Here is a 19,324-nt window from a genome sequence, read left to right as displayed (position 1 = left end):
GTAGAATTCTCGCCACGTTGCCGGCATAGCTCAGTTGGTAGAGCAACTGACTTGTAATCAGTAGGTCCACAGTTCGAATCCGTGTGCCGGCACCATTTCTCGCTTTATTCTCTTTTCTTCCCCATCATTTTTTCAAAATGCGAAATATTCGGATTTAATAAATCCCATTCATTTGCATGACTCACAAAACATTCTGCTTGCGGTTGATACAGATTTGGATCATCCAGTGTTCCTGCACGGATTGAAATCATTTCGGGCACGAGTTCGGGTAAGCCAAACATTTGCGAGCCACAATTGGGGCAAAATGCACGGCGTATCGGCTTGCCAGATAATCCCAAAGACTCAAAATACTTGAGTTCACCATTAATTTTTAGTTCAGATTGATGAAAGAAAGCAATCGGTGCATAAGCACTACCTGTGGCTTTCTGACAATCACGACAATGACAATTAAAACGATAACGTGGCGCAACCTCGGCCTGATAGCTCACTGCCCCACACAGGCATGAACCTTTATATTGATTTGGCATTTTGTTCTCACTTTTTTACTGCACTGACTTGAATATAACGCACCCATCCATCTTGGTAGAGTTTTCGGCACAACTTGGCAGTCATCTCAATTTTGAGTTGAGCCAAATCAAAGGCGGTTTTTTTAGATTTTCGTGTTTCGATATATTCGGCAAAACCATTCAATACAGGTTCGGAAAAATCCTGAATTTGAATTTCACCAAAACCATGCTGCGCTAAAGTCTGCGCAAGCTGCTGCTGATCCATCAGATACTGCCAATTCACATCCGCACTTTTTAATAGATAGCGATATTTTTGTTTTTGTAGAGCAGAACACTGCTGCCAAGTATCTGACCATATTAAGATGTGAAACGCGATTCGTCCTTTTGAAGTCAAAACTACGGATGTCGAATCAAGAAATGAATTCAAATCACTGTGATAAGCCGCATCTATACACAGCACCACATCAAATGAATTCAAAAGTTGCAGTGCTTTTAAATTCAAAAAAGATCCACAATGAATTTGCACTTGCGGTAATTGTTTTTGAATTCGTTTGACGTAATCCGGCTGTAACTCAACTGCACTGAGTTGTTGAATGTGATAATGCTGAAGCCAGTGCAATAAACTGGCACCTTGTCCACAGCCGAGATCTAAAACACGATCTGTGGATTTCAGTTGAATCGATTGCGCAATTTGATCGGCCAGACTTCGACAGGCCTGTGGATAACTCTCATATTGGCCTTGCCAAAAGCCTAAATTACTCCAAGCAAGCCATGCATCATCACCAAGTCGTTTGGCATCAATCGCATATTTATGCCCAATGACTTTTTCGATCAGCGCTTGCTTGAAGGTGGTCATGCTTAATAACCGAGTTCAGGCGCAACTTTGACTTTTGGTTTTAATCCAACAAAAGGTACGGCTGCACCTAAGATTTCAGAAATATGCATGGCTGAGGTCACAGCAGATTCTAAAATTGGCAAACCATCACATGACCATGAACCGCAATAAAACACTTTACGGTTTAAATCCAGATGACGCTGCTGAATTTGTTTATTCAAGGCCACAGTTTCTGAATCAACCACTGCACGCGTGAGTTTGACTTTGGAAATCACTTTCTTTGGATCGATATCAATGACAGGACACCAGGTTTGGAACACGGCATTTTTACCCACCAAGCTCGGCTCAATTGCATTAATCCACACGGTAAATTGCTGACGGGTAAATTTACGATCCATCATATAGCTCAATACCGCCCAATCTTTACGGCGTTGTGGCATCACAATTGGATCAGTGTGAATCACCAAATCACCCTGCTCAAAGCGGAATTTTTTCAGCAAGGCAATATCATCGGCAAATTGTGGTTGCTTGAGAAAATCTTCAATCACTGGGGTCGGTGTCGCAATCACTACACGGTCGAACAACTGGCTTTCGCCTTGTGCATTTTCAACTAGCACTTTTTCACCCTGTTCTTCCACTTTTTGAACAGGCGAACCACTATGAATGTCGATGCCTTCAATCAAGCGATTGACCAGTGCAGGCGTTCCACCTTTCATCCGCAATAACGCTTCACCTTCGGTCAACTGACGGATAAATTCCAGTAAAGGTTTCGCCGGCCATTCACCAATGGTTTTGGGATGGCACGTACAAATGGTATACAGCACTGGCATCACCGTACCATGCCAGAACACTTCCTCAATATGATACTGATTCATGAACTCGGCCAAGGTGATGTCTTGATTGTCTGATTTAAAGAATTGATGTACCGCGGTTTTCAGTTGCAGCATACCTTTAACCAGACGCCAGCCATATTGCTGAATCCCTTTACGGTTATTGATAATCGGGAAGTTGCCGATACGGCTGCGTGAAGTGGTCAACCATGTATCGGTTTTATCTTCAAATAACCAACTGCAAGCCATAAAGGTACGGACTGGAAAAGTTTCGATGCCTAAATAGCTGGCTAAACTTAGGGTATTCTGCCAAAGTTTTGGATTCATGACCCTTAAGGGTGCATCAATAATACCACCATCAAAATCAATACTATGACTATCCATGCCTCGCCCTGCGAGTGCTTCGAATATGGTTACTTTATGCCCGGCATCATGTAGGATTCTGGCTGAGGCAAGTCCTGCCATTCCACTGCCAATAATTGCAATATCCAAAATTATGTCCCATCAGTTGATGTTTTTCTTGATTATGACTGATAGTTCAGCGAAACACGGTATTAAAAAATACCAGATTCAAGCCTTCTGCCAGAGTTTTGTCGTAATATCGTTGTTACTTTTCTGTTACATTTTATCACAATTTGCATTTTAAACTTAACACAATGAAAAAAATGAACTTATTACATTTTAGGCCAAAAAAATATACAGAACATTCTATATTTTTTCATTTTCAGCACGTTATCCACTTTGCAAGGCCCCAAAACGGTGCTATGTTTATTGGACAACAACGAGAATAAAGTCACATAACAAGCTGAATAATTATAAGTGACATAATATTAAAAAAATCAATAGAGGACCCTTACAGCTAAAGCCTATCACTCCAAAGGAGTGATAGGCTTTCTTATATAGATCATTGATTTAATTCAATACTTAAGCATGCATCGAACCAAATTTACCGCTATTGAAATCACGAACTGCTTCGACGATTTCAGCTTTGCTGTTCATGACAAACGGTCCATAACCTTCAATCGGCTCATTTAACGGTTGACCCGTCAAAATCAGGAATTTGCTGTCTTGCTCGGCCTGAATACTAAAGTCAATTTCCTCTCGGCTAAGGACCACCAAACTTGGTGCTTCTATGCTTTGGTTATCATTTAAGATGACCTGACCAGAGAGTAATACCAACAACGTGGTCTGCCCTTCAGGTACATAAAACGTATGCGCTTGACCTTGAACAATTTTACCATCCCAGACATTGACTGGACTAAAGGTGGTTGCTGCACCTGCAGTGTCTTGGTATTGACCTGCAATTACCCGCATTTCACTGCCTGCGTCATCCAGTGCAATATGCTGAATTTGATCCGCTTCAATGGCTTGGTATTTTGCTGGCGTCATTTTTGAATGCGCTGGCAAATTGACCCAAAGCTGTACCATTTCAAACAAACCACCATGATGGGCAAATTCAGGAGAATGGAACTCCTGATGCAAGATCCCGCCACCTGCGGTCATCCATTGCACATCACCCGCTTTAATGGTTCCACCACCGCCACTCGAGTCTTTATGGGTGACTTCACCCTGATAGGCAATGGTCACTGTTTCAAAGCCACGATGCGGATGCGAACCCACCCCATGCTGTACTGTGGTTGGGTCAAAACGGTACGGTGCCGCATAGTCCAACAACAAAAAAGGACTAATGCTTTGACCTAAACGGTCATAGGAAAACAAGTTATAGACTGGGAAACCATCACCCACCCAGTGCATGTGCTTGTTTTGATACACACCAAGAATTTTTTTCATTTGGTTTCTCCTATAGGGTAGAAGTTCTGTTCTTGATGCTTATTTTACCCCTCTAGCCTCGATGCTTATAGCATCAGATTGGCAACACATTATTCTACAAATAGGACAATCTAATTCTAAAAATGGAATTAATCGCAAGATCTTAATAATCATCCTATTTTTGATATTGTTTATCTCATTTTTAGACTTCATCCCGCATTAAAATTTAATTAGCATCATTTCAAGCAAGATGAAAAATATCGATCTTTTAAACTTTTTTTACAAAAACATGAGGATACTATTATGGCTAAGAACTACGTTCGCCTAGACAAAGACAATGCTGCGGTGCTTTTAGTCGACCATCAAACAGGTCTACTTTCCTTGGTTCGGGATATTGATCCAGACAAATTTAAAAACAATGTTTTGGCATTGGCAAATGCCGCAAAGTACTTCAATTTACCTACGATTCTGACCACCAGTTTTGAAAATGGCCCGAATGGCCCACTGGTACCTGAACTGAAAGAGATGTTTCCCGATGCTCCTTATATTGCCCGTCCCGGTCAAATCAATGCCTGGGACAATGAAGACTTTGTCAAAGCCATCAAAGCCACAGGCAAAAAGCAATTGATTATTGCGGGTGTGGTCACAGAAGTCTGTGTGGCTTTTCCTGCCTTATCTGCCTTGGCAGAGGACTTCGAGGTATTTGTGATTACGGATGCTTCTGGAACTTTCAATGCCTTAACCCGTGATGCAGCATGGGATCGGATGTCACAAGCCGGTGCACAGCTGATGACATGGTTTGGGATGGCTTGCGAATTACATCGTGACTGGCGTAATGATATTGAGGGTTTAGGCGCTTTATTCTCGAATCACATTCCTGATTATCGCAACCTGATGAACAGTTACGCACAAAATACCACGCAAAAATAAATGCGCATATTAAGATTAGGATTGTTAATGCTATCCTAATCTTTTCATCTTTATCGGATTCGATTGGCCTTGATCAACTCATTTGATGACTTTCATTATTTTTACTTGGTCGTGAAACATGGCGGATTCAGTGCCGCCAGCGAAGCTGAAAATATCAGTAAATCCAAACTCAGCCGTCGTATCATTGAGCTAGAACATAAATTCAATGTCAGCCTGATCCAGCGTACCACCCGTCATTTTAAAGTCACGGATTTGGGCCAAGAATTTTATGAAGAGTGCTGTAAAGTGATTGCACAGGTCGAATGTGCCGAAAATGTCTTGCTCAAACAAAAAAATGAACCGCAAGGCGTAGTTAAAATCAGTTGTCCGCCCTTGATGATGCATTTCCAGATTCGGAAATTACTCAATCAATTTTTAAAAGCCTACCCCAAAGTTGAAATTTCCTTAGAGCTCACCAGTCGACGGGTCGATGTACTGCATGATGATATTGATATCGCCATCCGCACCAGTTTTGAACCCAATCAGGATTCCAGCTTAATTGTGCGCGATGTGATTCGCACCGAGCACTGTCTAGTCGCTGCGCCCGAATTATTAGAAGGCAGAAGCATTCGCCATTATTCAGAACTACAGCACTACCCAAGCGTCGCCTTGGGTATTCAGAAACATCAATATTATTGGCATTTATGTCATATCCACAGTGATGACACTGTCGATGTGCCTTATCAACCGCGGGTCAAGAGCAATGATTTGGCTGGGGTCTATTATGCGGTCCATGATGGACTTGGCATTGCCGATCTCCCCTATCTGACAGTACAAAGCGATATTGAAAAAGGCAAACTGATTCACCTCTTACCTGAATGGAAATCCAATCGGGGTACCGTGCAATTGGTCTATGCCTCACGCAAAGGCCAACGCTTGGTGGTGGAAAAGCTGATCGAAAGCTTGATGGAGGGTTTGCGAGAATTGGCAAAAACTGACAGTGGCTATTCCTTATAGCCCCATTTTTTTAATAGAGTACCGAATTCTGTTGCTTCAGCTCAGCAAATTTCTTGACCAGAAAATCGATCAATAATTTCATCGACGGTAATAAGCCTCGTCTAGAAGTGTAGACCAAGTGGATCAGCTCAGGCTTAGGCTGCCATTCAGGCAACACATGAATCAAACGCCCGTGTTTAATATCTTCAGCCACCATCAATTCAGGTAATTTCGCCACGCCCAAGCCTTGCAGCGTGGCTTCCCTGAGCGCAGTCAAATCGGTGGTGGTCAGTCGTGGATGACACTGAACTTTGAATTCTTGCTGATCTTGAGAAAATAACTGCCAAGCATATTCAGGTGCAAAGGATTCCATCATCAACACAGGGAACTGCGTCAGTTGTTGTGGCTCATGGATTGAATAAAACTGATGTAACAGGTCTGGACTGGCAACAATCAATTGGCGTGCCAAAGCCAGTTCTCGCACAATCAATTCACTGTCAGCCAAGGGTAAAGGCCGAATCCGTATCGCCAGATCAAAACGCTCATTGATCAAATCGACACGGCGGTTGGTGGCTTCTACATGCAGGCTGATTTTGGGATAGAGCTGCAAAAACTCATTCAGCATTGGACTGATATTGATATGTAATAAATTGGTCGGACAAGACAGCTTGATCAAGCCACGCGGTTCAGCGGTTAAGAATTCAATCGCTTCCTCGGCGGCTTCCGCTTCAATCAACATGGCCTTGCAATGCTGATAATAAATTTTACCGACCTCAGTAATCGACACCTGTCGGGTGGTTCGATTGATCAGCTTCACCCCAAGTCGTTCTTCCAGTTCGGCAATACGACGACTCAGTAAAGATTTGGTCACCATCAATTCTTGGCTGGCTGCTGAAAAACCCCCACAGTCGATCACTTTAACAAAGAAATATAAGTCATTTAAATCTTTCATGTTTATTTGCTCGATCTGTGAATGGAGGTGTTAATTGTTTTTTTGACATGACAATATATCCTAAATCATATATTTTTCAGCCATCGTCATGTCTATATCATCAATTATACCCCCTAAGACATGATGAGGATACAACAATGACAATACCAGCAAACTTCAATGGTCAAGCACCTGTTATCGATGTCAATGATGCCGTGATGCTGTTGATTGATCACCAAAGTGGTTTATTCCAAACCGTCGGTGATATGCCAATGCCTGAATTACGCCAACGCGCAGCTGCATTGGCCAAGATTGCGAGTTTGGCCAAGATTCCCGTGATCACGACGGCGTCTGTACCACAAGGTCCCAATGGCCCTTTGATTCCTGAAATCCATGCCAATGCTCCGCATGCCCAATATGTGGCACGTAAAGGTGAAATCAATGCATGGCATAATCAAGACTTTGTCAAAGCGGTCAAAGCCACGGGGCGTAACACCCTGATTATTGCAGGCACCATTACCAGTGTGTGTATGGCCTTCCCTGCGATCAGCGCCGTTGCCGAAGGTTATAAAGTGTTTGCCGTGATTGATGCTTCTGGAACCTATAGCAAAATGGCAGAAGAAATCACCTTAGCCCGTGTGGTACAAGCAGGCGTGGTGCCAATGGATACTGCTGCCGTGGCATCTGAAATTCAGCGTACTTGGAATCGTGACGATGCACTAGAATGGGCACAGGTCTATACCCAGATCTTCCCTGCCTATCAGTTGCTGATTGAAAGTTATAGTAAAGCGCAAGAAGTGGTAGCCAATCACGAAACCTTGGACTCTGCTCGATAAAACCGAGTCCAACAAAAAAGGCATAAAACTCAGTTTTATGCCTTTTTTTATGCTGAACCTGAAGCCTCAAAACGGATATATACACCAGTAATAAATAAAATATTAAATTACAATACATTAATAAAAAATGTTAATAATTTTGTTAAATTTAATTTTTAAAACTTAACAAAATTATCTCTTGCCAATCAATGCAACTAATATTTCAGAAAGACATCTCAATATAAAAAAGCAAACTTTGATAGATCTTTATTGAAAGAGCAACAAGACCCAATCATGAACGCAAATTATCGATACCTGAAAAAGATCTTAGAAAGGCACAAGCTATTTTACGAGTTTCTCAAACTAGCAAAGCAGAAGCCACAAAATATTTTAGTATGAACAGGTTTAGATTAAATAATGCACTGACTAAAGTAATAGATTTACCCTATCAGGTAAATCTATTAAGCCAAGACTATTTGAGATTTTTATTGACCTCTTTAAAGATAGTTTCAAATCTTGATAAAGTAGCTTCTGAAAGGTTGTTAACAAAATCCTTGTTACTAGCGAACTCTTTTGCTGGCAAATAGTGATTAAATCTAGATTTTTTAATAACTTTATTGATTCTTGATAATATATCTTCAATTTCTGTACTTAATTCTTCCACCTTAATTTCAGTATAGGTAGATGAGAGAGAAATATTAAATAGTTGAAGATATTCATCAACGGTAAAAACATCCTCAATATCAGCTTTTTTTCTATTATCAAGATAATCATGAAAGAATTTTATATTTTTATCAGATATAATTTTTTGTATAGTTAGACTATCAAATCTTGCTTGCGACTTTTGATCAGTAAATGAATCTAAAAGACAGAAAATTGATAGTTTTGAACCTCGAAGTAATGAGATAAAACTAGCAACTTTATCTAAGCCACCTGTAGGTACAATTGTAATATCCTCATTTAAACCAGTTCTGTTATTCGCATTCAAATATTCTGAAATTGTGGTTAAATATAGTAAATCCGAGACCCCTTCAACTAGTAGATTCTTTTTAGAAATGAATAAATTCTGTGCAACATCATATCCTAAAGCAGCTTGTAAAGGGAAAAGAGTATTAGGATCTTTTTGTTGAATACTATCACTAACGATAGAGCTATCGGAGTCACTAAACACCGTTCTGACACGATTTAATTTCGTTGTTTCTACCATAAATGGTGAGTGAGTTGTATAAATAACTTGATATTTATCAACTAAACTCTCTAAAAAACGTAGTAAATCTGCTTGGGCAGTTGCATGTAAGTTAAGACCCGGCTCATCTAGGAGTAGGATATATTTTGAATTTGAATCAGCTTGAATTTTATTAAACCAAACTAAGAATGAAAAAAACCAATTAAACCCTTTGCTTCTATTCTGGAGAGGTAAAGAAACTCTAGTTTTTGAGTTTTTTACACGAATGTCTAAAACATGTTCAACAATATTTGTATCGACTGTTGTTGCATTACCATAATTTGTATTTACGTGTCTTTGAGCAGTAGCTGTTTTTTTATCAATTTTAAACTCGATATTTAAGTCCTGATTTGCAGACCAATATTGGAATAATGTGTCAGAAATCAAAGCTTCAGTTGCTTCTAATTCTGCAATAAAATCCTCAAAATCATCTGTATTAATAATATCATTGATATTTATATCTGCTAAATCTAAAAGTGCTTTTGCTGTTTTTAGATCATCCGATAGTTCCACACCCTCATCTAAAAAATTTTCTAGTACAATTCTGGATGGAAGTTGGTAATATTCATCATAATAAATGAACTTTGGTAGATGCTTTTTTATTAAACTAGTATAAACATATCTTTCAATAAAGCTGTTCCATGTAGAACTTTTAAAAAAATATTTTTTCAAGGGTTCTAACTTGTCTGAATCTTCGGGAAATCTTGTTAGTAATTCATCAAATTCTGATATAGTTAAGGTTGATTTAAGCTCTTTTTTTAGACTGTCATTAATACTAGAGAGATTATAGTGTTTTAAAAAAGCTTCAAAATTTATCGAAACACCACTGATTAGAGTAGCACCATCTTTGTAAGAGCTTGTCACCGTAATCTCATCTTTTCCCTGCCAAGTACCTTTTCCTAATAAGTGTTCAATAAAATCAATAAGTTTTTTTGAAAGTTTATACCTACAAATAATAGCATTAGGATTTTCATCTGACTTATTAATGCTTTTTAATTCTTTACGTGGATAATCTAGTGTTTGATTAAACTTGAATTTCTCATCAGTTTCAAAATAATTAGTTTTTGCTAAACATTCTAAAATAGAGGTTTTTCCTGATTCATTCATTCCAACCAGTACAGTTATATCATCTTCAATATGTACGGATTGAGGTGTCGTGAATGATTTATATTTTAGAATTTCAATATTTGTAAGTTTAATCATTAGTTATCCCCTGAATTTAAATATCCAACTTAGGCAAAGCTTTGACAATCTTCATTGTTTCCAAACTTACCTTTATCACACGTAAAAACAAATTCAATGGATATTTAGCATCACCCATAGTTTCAATTGCCCAATTGTTTGCATCGTTTACAATACCACTGTCTTTGTGCGTAGAAACACCTTGGCGCTCCATTACCCATTCAAGTGCTGACTTACCATTCACAACGTAGTCATAAGCCTCTATAGGGATTTCACGAATGGTAATGGCATTGTTATAGACCACCGTATCCTTTTGATCCTTTTTTGGGAATTTCATTTTGGTCACATAGAAGTCTTTATCTGCTAGCTGCTTTAATGATTTACCACCCAAGTCCAATTTAGCTTTATACGGCTCTACAGTTTCATAGTTTAAATGCCAATGTGCCAAATCACGCCCTGCTTTAGAGAATGCCCAGAAATCTTCAGTTTTTTTCACGCATGGGATGCGTGGTAACTCTTTGGTAAGGTTGTCAGCATAACGACTACGATAATCTTCACTATGTAATAAGCCATACACATAGTAGAAAATATCTTCCTTGCTAATCGTTTCAGTCGGGTAGGCATCTTGGAAATGCTTTAGCCCTTCATCACTAATGGCATCTTTACGAATATATTTTCCATCTGCTGTTTTGGTTTGAGCATGGTTAAATAGGTCAGCACCATTGCCTTTTACTGTAGTTTCTTCGTAAAGGTAAAGTGGGAAACCTTGTCCTCCTGAATGTTGCATATTTAAATCAGGAATAATATTAGTGATAATTACAGAAAAATCTTTACCGCTACTACTGCTACCGCTTATATATAAAATTAAATTTTCCGTATCTGATGTTGGAAAGATTTGAGGCATCTGACCGACACGATGTATTAATCCACCACCAAAATATAAATTTTGTTTTTGGTATGGTCTATAAATTGAAAAGCGAATAAGACTTTCATCAAATGTTATGTTATTCTTTTTTTCAAAACTAGATAATAAGCTACTTGTCCAACTGATCTTGGTTGTATCCATTATTGGATTATTGCCATTTGTTAGATTATTATTATAAAAGTTGATCATACTTTCTATATTATGTTTTAACTTCTCATTACTACTTTGATATACCCAAGCATCGCGACCTGATTCTGCACCTCTTGAGTAATTCAAGAATAAACTTATTTTAGATTTATCTTTCTTATTTCCAATCTCAATAAAGCCGCTAAAACTATCATCACGCTGATTTAACCAATCGTTATGTTCATCAGGTGTAATTTTCGTCCAACCATCAATTGCAGTAATGCCATTAATACTGACTAGATCAGAAATTTTCTCTAATTTGTCTTCACGGCTTAGATAATCACCGATGTCATGAAAATAGATTTGACCATATTGTTTTACTTTTGGGTTTTTAACCAATACTGCAATCACAATCGGTGCACGACTACCACCACCAAAGATTTTGCCACCTTCTTGCCGTGAACGCTCGCCCGAAGTGCGTTGATTGCCTCTTAAATGGAAGAAGTACAATGAGCTAAATTCATCAGCCAAACATTTGCGTAAACCATCGGCAGAATTCGTATCAATGTAACCACCATTGGTTACAAAACCAATCACACCACAGTCTTTGATACGATCACTCGCCCAACGAATTGCACGAATATATGAATCATAAAGTGAGTTTTTATTGGTGGAAGTTGTATATTCTGCGTAGGTTGTTCTAATGCGTTCATCTAAATGGGGATAGGCAACATTCGCATTATTATCATTTGCAGATTCTTGACCTGATGAATAAGGTGGATTACCAATAATCACACGAATATCAAGATCCTTTTGGCGTTTACGTCGTGCACTGTTATCAATTAAAATTTTGCTAACTAAATCCTCTTTTTCGTACATTTCAAAGGTGTCGGTTAAACAAATCCCTTCAAATGGTGTATATTCTAGCTCAGGATTAATCACTTTCATCTGATCGTGATACACGGTTTCAATATTAATTGATGCGATGTAATACGCTAATAAAACGATCTCATTGGCGTGGATTTCATTTTTGTATTTGTAGATCAAACGATCCGCAGGGATTAAACCTGATTGTAATAAGCGATTGATAAATGTACCTGTACCTGTAAATGGATCAAGTACATGCACGTTATCATCAGCAAAGGTTTTACCAAATTCGCTTTTCAGTACATCATTGACACTATGAATAATGAAATCCACCACCTCTACAGGGGTATAAACAATCCCTAGCTTTTCAGTCATGCGTGGAAAGGCATTCTTAAAGAATGAATCGTACAGCGTTAAAATAATACTTTGCTTACCTTCGGCTGTATTAATTCCTTCTGCTCGCATACGCACTGATTCATAGAATGAATTAAGCGTGTCTACTTCTTTATCCAAATGATGCTCATTGAGGGCATCAAGTACCTTTTGCATTGCTAAACTCATTGGGTTGTGTTCAGCAAAGCTATGATCTTTGAATAGGGCGTCAAAAACTGGTTTGGTGATTAAATGTTGTGCCAACATTTCAATGATTTCAGCATCAGATACGCTGTTATTCAAATCATCACGTAATTCATGAGCAAATTCATTGAAAGCGGTAATTTCATTCGTATTTTCCGAGTTTTCAAGAATAGCTTGAATGCGGTCAATATGAGTTTTAGCAATTTTCGCTACATCACTTGCCCAATCTTCCCAATGATGACGATTACCACATTTTTTTACGATCTTGGCATATAAAGCACGTTCAATCTCACCAACTTCAAATACCATTTCCTCTTGAACTGGTAGCGGGGTTTCTGCTGTACCAATAGATGAACCACCTTTGGCTTGTGCTTTGGCCCTTTGTTTCTTTCCATCACTTAAACCTGTAGTCGTTGTTTCATCGTCACCTTGTTTTGGTTTGGCTTTTTTAGTCTTTTTAACAACCTTATCAGCAACCGCAATAACCTCCATGCGAGATACGTCTTTGCCATTAAACTCTAACTTGTTGATCATCGCATCAAAGCGGTCATCATGCGCACGTAGAGCGTTAAGTACTTGCCATACCACACGATAGGCTTCATTAGAATTTAACGCCTGTTCAGGCTCAACACCCGCAGGAATCACTACAGGTAATATGACATAACCAAGTTGCTTACCATCAGCTTTACGCATGACACGTCCAACAGATTGCACAACATCAACCTGTGAGTTGCGAGGTGTTAGGAAAAGAACTGCATCAAGTGACGGAACGTCTACACCCTCTGATAAACAGCGCACATTAGACAGGATACGACAAGTATTTTCAGGGGCTGTTTCTTTCAACCAAGTGATTTTATCTTTCTTCTCGGTTGCATTCATCCCTCCGTCAACATGTTTAACTTCGCAATTAAGTTTTAATGATGGATCAATATATGGATATTCTTCTGTTCTGTATAAATGATCCATTTCCGCTTGTTGATATGCTTCAACAACAGCACTAAACATTTCCGTGATTTGCTTAGAACTAACTTTATGTTTTTTGCCTTTATATTCTTTTTCAATCACTTGACAGAAGGCAACCGCACGTTCCATTGGCTTTGCAACTGTGCCATCTGGATTATATAAACCTTGTTTAGCGAGAGCTTTCCAACAGCCAACAATTTTTGCAGCATCATCAACTTTTAGAGAGTTATTTTCGTCTTTTAATAAGCCTTGTAATTGACGATTAATATGACTTTCTTCAACAGCAAGTACAATTACCTTATAGTCACATAAAATGCCCATTTTTACTGCTTGCGAGAATGTTATGACATATAGATCTTCACCATACAGCGATTTATCATCCATTGAGCAAAGTGTCACACCTTCTGTTTCTTTAGCTGTATCACCATAAATACGAGGAGTAGCTGTCATATATAGACGTTTCTTACCTTGTACATAATCATTATTATGAATACGCACAAACTTGGATTCATCATCTCCCTCAAAAGTTGCACCTGTGGTACGGTGTGCTTCATCACAAATAATTAAATCAAATTCAGGGAATCCTGCTTTTTGAGCTTCTGCAATGACATCAATTGAATGATAGGTTGAGAAAACCACATTCATGTCCTCATTCGCTTCATTCGGTTTAAATAAATCTCTTGCCTTAAATGCCTTAACTAAACTTTGGGGATTGGTTGTAGCAGGGAATTTTAAGTCACTAATCCCGACTACAATATTGTCATCATCTTTTTTCTTACCAACATCACTATCAGAACAAACTGCAAAACTGCGGATACCTAATGATGTTTGTTGAGTCCACTCATCAAGCGTTTGACTAAGTAATGCAAGACTAGGGACTAGAAACAATACATTTTTACCACGACCTACCAGTTCCTCAGCAATACGCAAAGAGGTAAAGGTCTTACCCGTACCACAGGCCATAATAAGCTTGCCACGATCTGCCTCAGCTAATCCATATTTGACTGCCGACAATGCGGGACGTTGATGATCTCTTAAACTATTTTTTTTACGAAATATAGGCTTCACATTTGAATCAAAATTAAACTGTGACCAGTCAATTAAACTGCCTTCTAAATCTAATAATGAAATAGTTGCAACAGGTGGATTTGCATCCACTAAAGATGATTTAGCATTATCAGTCCAATCATCCGTTGAGGCTACGATATAGCGATACGCAAAATAAGATTTACCAGAGCCACCTAAAAAGCTATCAATATCTTTCTTCTGAATTTTTGTAGTGTTGTAATTTTTACACTGGATTGGATGAAATTCACCATCAATAGTTACCGCAATAAGATCAATACCATAGTCACGTTTATCAGTAACTTTTAACTTTTCACCGTACTTTTCAACCCAATCAGAATATGACAAAACTTCTGTATAAATTTCGGCATATTTAGGTTCATTTAAGAAATATTGAATCATCAAATTCTCAAATGAAGTACCTTTATCTCTATTTGTAAGGCTAATTTTTTCAATCGATTGAAGTAAATTTGTTAAAGCTGACATTCAGACCAAGCTCCAAATTATAAAGTGCTTTTATCACTTAAATTTAAAAAATATATTGATGTAAAATTTAACATATTTTTAAAAAAAGCATTTGAAAATATGAGGTTTTACAGTTTTTTTAGTAGTCGAAACAAGAACGTTATATGAAAAAAGTGAATAGTTAGTTGAGCATATTTCTAGCCTTATTGCCTACTTTATCTACCTGAAAGATACTTTCCAAATGAATAAAAAAGTCAGTACGATCACCATCATTTCTAATTTGTTGAATACTCCCTGAAGTCTCCTCGTTCTCATAACTTCCTCCAATTCCTAGCACATAGAAATAGGAGGATAGACATCAATATATCTATTCAAATTTAGGAGTATTATTTCTGCTTCGAATACAACTTACTCTTGCTATCATACTGATAAATTATAATTTTATTTATTGTAACCTTCCGATCATTGTCGTTCAAATCCGTCCCTTTATAATGAATCTGGAATGGATAAAATGGTTGTCCATTTTGGTTAACTTTGATTGCTGAAGAATAGCCGTACTCTGGTTGTTCTGAAACTTTTCCCTCGTCAAACATTTGTTCAACAATATAGCTTTCTTCATTTAACAGAAGCAGTGACCATACGCTTTCCCCATAACCATTACCGTCATAACCATCAATGGTGTAGCTTCCTAGTGTATTGTTTCCAAAAGCTTGTAAATTCCTCTTAAACTCTTGGGCGTTCCATGAGGTTCGACCATATCCCTCGATACTTTCAATTCCCCCTTGGGCTGTTTTTGAAACCATTTGGAATTGTCCATTGCCCAACTTTTTAAAGAGATATAATTCCAAAGTACCTCGTGTAGTATGTGAGGTTTCTATCCTGTGAACCGTACCGGGTTTGTCGGAGAGTCAATATTCTGAGAGACTATCCCGATGACAAAACCAAACTATACCCCCGAAATTAGAGAAAGAGCGGTTCAATTACTAATTGAATCTGAAAAAGATTATCCTTCTACTTGGGCAGCAATCACAGCTATTGCTCCTAAAATCGGTTGTACTCCTGAAACATTGCGTGTTTGGTATTTAAAGCATCTGGATCAACTAAATCCTGCCAAAGTACAACAGATATCTGACCAAGAAAAAATGAAGCAAATGGAACGTGAAATTAAAGAATTAAAACGTGCCAATGAAATTCTACGTAAAGCAGCCGCTTTTTTCGCCCAGGCGGAGCTCGACCGCCCACACAAATAATGGTGGATTTTATCCATAACAATAAAGATCGATATGGTGTTGAAGCGATTTGTAGAATTTTACCGATTGCACCTTCAACCTATTACCGAACTTTAGATCTCACTGACAATCCAGAACATCGAGCGAAACGAGATCTACATGATGAGTATCATGCTGAACAAATTAAACGAATTTGGAAAGAAAGTTCAGGTCGATATGGTGTACGTAAAGTTTGGCAAAAATTGAAACGTGAGGGTTATGTTATTGCACGTTGTACAGTTGCTCGATTGATGCAAAAGCTAGGTATACAAGGTGTTTGGCGTGGTAAGAATAAACAAACCACCCGTAACCGAGATGACCAAAAACGGGCAGATGATTTAGTGAAACGTAATTTTAATGCTGATCATCCAAACCAACTATGGGTGGGTGACTTTACGTATATTCAAACTCATTCAGGCTGGGTATATACCGCATTTGTTATTGATGTGTTCTCACGAGCAATTGTTGGATGGAAAGTATCTACACGGATGAATACAGATATGGTGCTTGATGCATTAGAGCAAGCATTGCATGATCGAGGCATGCCAAAGAATGTGATTCATCATTCCGACAGAGGTGTGCAATATCTTTCCATTCGCTATACCAATCGTTTAGAAGCAGCAAATTTACGAGCATCAGTCGGTACAACGGGTGATTCATACGATAATGCTCTGGCTGAAACGGTGAATGGCTTATACAAAACAGAGGTGATTGAATATTTAAAAGCAGATTGGCAAGGTTTAGCAGATGTACAACTTGCGACACTAAACTGGGTAGATTGGTTCAATAAAAAGCGTGTACACAGTGCACTGGGTTATGTATCGCCTTTTGAGTTTGAAGCAATGTACTATGATAAGATTAACCCGTTAGGTCAGGTGGCTTAACTTAAATAAAAAAGTCTCCGACAAACCCGGTACGGTTCACTGCCTTCGATTGCTAAAGTCACTTCTACAGGGACTAAATAACGGGTTTCGCCCTGCATATTTTGGTATGTAAAAATAGGGGCGATACTGATCACAGCGTCAGTGAGATCGTCCAAGTCACTAGGCTTATTAACATAGTAATATTTGCCACTTCCCCAATAATCATCTTTTTTTCTTTCTCTGGATGATGTCACTTTATAAAAACTTCGGGCAATGGTATCCGTATTTAGGTTAGGAAGTACCACTTGCTTAAAGTTTTTAGGCTCAAGCGTGGATGTATTATAGTATTTAATAGCCGTTGTGGCTGTTTGTACTGATGACGTTTGAGTGGTATTGAGCTGTTGTGCTTTAGCCTGCAATGTATTGTATAACTTGACTGCTTCAGGTTGTCCCTGCCTTGCAGCACTTTGCAATAAGGCTATACCTTTTTCTGCATCCTGTGGCACACCATCTCCATTTAAATACATGGCCGATAATGCGTACTGGGATGGGGCATAACCATTAGCGGCTGACTTGGAAAACCATTCAGCAGCTTTTTTATGATCTATGGGTACGCCATTTTTACCTAGGTAGTAAAGCATCCCCATATTATGGTTACTTTGGTTGTTATCTCCCTTTGTTGCTACTTGAGACAGAACATAGTTTAACCCTGCTGACAGGTTCACTTTTTTGGTTTCAGCACATACTGTTGAACTAGTTACGACCATACCAGTAGTCATAACAATACTGAGCATTAATTTTTTCATCTGATTCTTATCCTATATATTGTTGTTATTGATAATGATCAGCCGATAGTAACTGACGGATTTCACTTGCCATTTTTGGACTACGCCAAGGGAACAGCACCTTAAGGCTATAGTTAGGTTTAAATTGATCTCGTGTTCCAATATTGACTTGGAACTCACGCTTCATTGGTGTTCGATGTTCACGCTGATTAACATGTGTACCCATCATCGGGTTACTGATCACGGTAGTCTTGGTTCTGAAGCGATCTTCGACCAAGTTGTAATGACCTACAGAGGTAATGTAATCAAAAGGATATTTAACTAAACGTTGATCAGGCTGATCAAAAAGAATGATGGTCTTGTCTTGGCTATTAATCCAGACTCCACGATTTTGATAATTAAAGGTTTCACCCTGACGTTTGAGCTGCTCGGTCATCCCATCAAAGTAGGTATTTCCGTATTGATATAGGTAGTAAATGATCACAAACCAGAATAGGTCAAAGCCAAAGAAGACATAGGCGAAAGCGCCAAAAGAAAAAATCTTGGCAACAATTAAAAAGATCACAATCGGTAAGACTACACACTTTAAAAATAGCTTGGATTTCTTTGGGTAGTTTTCGATTGGAATGATTTTTGGTTTCGTTAATTCAGTCATAGTTATTCCCACACATGTTTAATGCAATAACTCACAATCACAAGGGGGACATAAAAATAGGTATTTTTTATAGGCGTGACTTAGCCATCCACCTTATGAATTGTTCTATTTAAAAATGTTGTTTTTAATACACCTAATTAAGAATTAGCTCTGTATTCCCCATTGTCTGAAATAATGAGGCTGAACATGTGGCGAGGCACAAATGAGAAAAAATGAATGAGACATGATAAATTCCTATATGCGAATAAAGGTTCTACCAAATCACTGTCAAATGATGGTGGTAGAACAAAGAGGGGGTTGACAGACTGGGCATATAGAACCAGCACGCACGAAGCGTCCCCCTCCCGTTCTACCGCAAAGGGGGAACACGAGGGTTTCGCACATAAACCCACACTTGAAAAAGTATGAATCAGGTACGCTATACGCCACGGCCTGTCAAAACCGACTGACAATTTAGGTCAGCAAAGGAATGATAGTTTTAAGCAGCCGCTCAGTCAAATATTTTAAAATCTAAAATTCGATCACTTTTTCTTATTTAGAATCTATTATTTCTAACGAAATCGTGAACTTACTCTAAAAAAATCTTAAGAACATTAGAATTTATTAATATTATCTAACTGCAAATTTGTTAAACAAAAAATTTAAAATTCATATACCTAAATAATTAATTTCTGTATTTCTGTATTTCTGTATTTCTGTATTTCTGTATTTCTGTATTTCTGTATTTCTGTATTTCTGTATTTCTGTATTTCTGTATTTCTGTATTT

12 protein-coding genes, 1 tRNA gene, 2 pseudogenes and 1 other annotated feature are annotated in these 19,324 nt (G+C 38.3%); of the genes and pseudogenes, 5 read left to right on the top strand and 10 right to left on the bottom strand.

Annotated features, from left to right (window positions below):
• Positions 1–19: 19 nt before the first annotated feature.
• Positions 20–95: transfer RNA gene (locus tag F907_RS14820), tRNA-Thr, on the top strand.
• A 9-nt stretch (positions 96–104) separates the two neighbouring features.
• Here F907_RS14820 and F907_RS14825 read toward each other — a convergent pair.
• The 4 genes from F907_RS14825 to F907_RS14840 form a co-directional block, all read right to left on the bottom strand.
• Positions 105–527, bottom strand: coding sequence for a GFA family protein (locus F907_RS14825; RefSeq protein WP_016651373.1), 423 nt, complete (start codon positions 525–527; stop codon positions 105–107).
• Between the two features lie 7 nt (positions 528–534).
• Positions 535–1,362, bottom strand: coding sequence for an SAM-dependent methyltransferase (locus F907_RS14830; RefSeq protein WP_016651372.1), 828 nt, complete (start codon positions 1,360–1,362; stop codon positions 535–537).
• 2 nt (positions 1,363–1,364) lie between these two features.
• Positions 1,365–2,663, bottom strand: coding sequence for an FAD-dependent oxidoreductase (locus tag F907_RS14835; protein WP_005275630.1), 1,299 nt, complete (start codon positions 2,661–2,663; stop codon positions 1,365–1,367).
• A gap of 432 nt (positions 2,664–3,095) precedes the next feature.
• A complete protein-coding gene (locus F907_RS14840) occupies positions 3,096–3,962 on the bottom strand; it encodes a pirin family protein (RefSeq protein ID WP_016651371.1) in 867 nt (288 codons plus the stop codon).
• A 282-nt stretch (positions 3,963–4,244) separates the two neighbouring features.
• Between F907_RS14840 and ycaC the strand changes: the two genes are divergently transcribed.
• Both ycaC and F907_RS14850 read left to right on the top strand, forming a co-directional pair.
• A complete protein-coding gene (ycaC, locus tag F907_RS14845; RefSeq protein ID WP_005275625.1) occupies positions 4,245–4,871 on the top strand; it encodes an isochorismate family cysteine hydrolase YcaC in 627 nt (208 codons plus the stop codon).
• Between the two features lie 69 nt (positions 4,872–4,940).
• A complete protein-coding gene (locus F907_RS14850; protein WP_032861816.1) occupies positions 4,941–5,867 on the top strand; it encodes a LysR substrate-binding domain-containing protein in 927 nt (308 codons plus the stop codon).
• Between the two features lie 10 nt (positions 5,868–5,877).
• Here F907_RS14850 and F907_RS14855 read toward each other — a convergent pair whose 3' ends face one another.
• Positions 5,878–6,798 (bottom strand): LysR substrate-binding domain-containing protein, encoded by a 921-nt coding sequence (locus F907_RS14855; RefSeq protein ID WP_016651369.1) that lies wholly within the window; start codon positions 6,796–6,798, stop codon positions 5,878–5,880.
• 137 nt (positions 6,799–6,935) lie between these two features.
• Here F907_RS14855 and F907_RS14860 point away from each other — a divergent pair, with 137 nt between their 5' ends.
• Positions 6,936–7,613 (top strand): hydrolase, encoded by a 678-nt coding sequence (locus F907_RS14860; RefSeq protein WP_016651368.1) that lies wholly within the window; start codon positions 6,936–6,938, stop codon positions 7,611–7,613.
• A 451-nt stretch (positions 7,614–8,064) separates the two neighbouring features.
• Here the strand turns inward: F907_RS14860 and F907_RS14865 are convergent, their stop codons facing one another.
• From F907_RS14865 to F907_RS14875, 3 genes and pseudogenes are all read right to left on the bottom strand, one after another.
• Positions 8,065–10,020 carry an AAA family ATPase gene (locus tag F907_RS14865; protein WP_016651367.1) on the bottom strand — a complete coding sequence of 652 codons (1,956 nt, stop codon included), beginning with the start codon at positions 10,018–10,020 and terminating at the stop codon, positions 8,065–8,067.
• Between the two features lie 16 nt (positions 10,021–10,036).
• Positions 10,037–15,007 carry a DEAD/DEAH box helicase gene (locus F907_RS14870; RefSeq protein WP_016651366.1) on the bottom strand — a complete coding sequence of 1,657 codons (4,971 nt, stop codon included), beginning with the start codon at positions 15,005–15,007 and terminating at the stop codon, positions 10,037–10,039.
• A gap of 365 nt (positions 15,008–15,372) precedes the next feature.
• Positions 15,373–15,867: pseudogene (locus F907_RS14875) on the bottom strand (sel1 repeat family protein); the annotation flags it as partial.
• 51 nt (positions 15,868–15,918) lie between these two features.
• On the opposite strand from F907_RS14875, the gene F907_RS14885 reads away from it, so the two are divergent.
• A protein-coding gene (locus F907_RS14885) for an IS3-like element ISAba19 family transposase (RefSeq protein ID WP_087486619.1) occupies positions 15,919–17,138 on the top strand; the annotation gives its coding sequence in 2 pieces (ribosomal slippage) (positions 15,919–16,195 and positions 16,195–17,138; 1,221 coding nt in all).
• Positions 16,194–16,310, top strand: a sequence feature (AL1L pseudoknot). Its footprint overlaps the gene before it by 117 nt.
• A gap of 41 nt (positions 17,139–17,179) precedes the next feature.
• Here F907_RS14885 and F907_RS14890 read toward each other — a convergent pair.
• Both F907_RS14890 and F907_RS14895 read right to left on the bottom strand, forming a co-directional pair.
• Positions 17,180–17,923: pseudogene (locus F907_RS14890) on the bottom strand (SEL1-like repeat protein); the annotation flags it as partial.
• A 25-nt stretch (positions 17,924–17,948) separates the two neighbouring features.
• Positions 17,949–18,557, bottom strand: coding sequence for a sortase family protein (locus F907_RS14895; protein WP_016651363.1), 609 nt, complete (start codon positions 18,555–18,557; stop codon positions 17,949–17,951).
• Positions 18,558–19,324: the final 767 nt, after the last annotated feature.

The sequence above is a fragment of the Acinetobacter colistiniresistens genome (assembly GCF_000413935.1).
GTDB classification, from domain to species: Bacteria; Pseudomonadota; Gammaproteobacteria; order Pseudomonadales; family Moraxellaceae; genus Acinetobacter; species Acinetobacter colistiniresistens.
The sequence above is the reverse complement of the archived record's forward strand: the minus strand, read 5'-3'. Positions and strand labels throughout refer to the sequence as shown.

Excerpts from the sequence above, each read along its gene's own strand:
- ycaC (WP_005275625.1), top strand. The coding sequence starts at position 4,245 with ATGGCTAAGAACTACGTTCGCCTAGACAAAGACAATGCTGCGGTGCTT.
- F907_RS14855 (WP_016651369.1), bottom strand. The coding sequence starts at position 6,798 with ATGAAAGATTTAAATGACTTATATTTCTTTGTTAAAGTGATCGACTGT.
- F907_RS14830 (WP_016651372.1), bottom strand. The coding sequence starts at position 1,362 with ATGACCACCTTCAAGCAAGCGCTGATCGAAAAAGTCATTGGGCATAAA.
- F907_RS14865 (WP_016651367.1), bottom strand. The coding sequence starts at position 10,020 with ATGATTAAACTTACAAATATTGAAATTCTAAAATATAAATCATTCACG.
- F907_RS14860 (WP_016651368.1), top strand. The coding sequence starts at position 6,936 with ATGACAATACCAGCAAACTTCAATGGTCAAGCACCTGTTATCGATGTC.
- F907_RS14870 (WP_016651366.1), bottom strand. The coding sequence starts at position 15,007 with ATGTCAGCTTTAACAAATTTACTTCAATCGATTGAAAAAATTAGCCTT.
- F907_RS14840 (WP_016651371.1), bottom strand. The coding sequence starts at position 3,962 with ATGAAAAAAATTCTTGGTGTGTATCAAAACAAGCACATGCACTGGGTG.
- F907_RS14825 (WP_016651373.1), bottom strand. The coding sequence starts at position 527 with ATGCCAAATCAATATAAAGGTTCATGCCTGTGTGGGGCAGTGAGCTAT.
- F907_RS14895 (WP_016651363.1), bottom strand. The coding sequence starts at position 18,557 with ATGACTGAATTAACGAAACCAAAAATCATTCCAATCGAAAACTACCCA.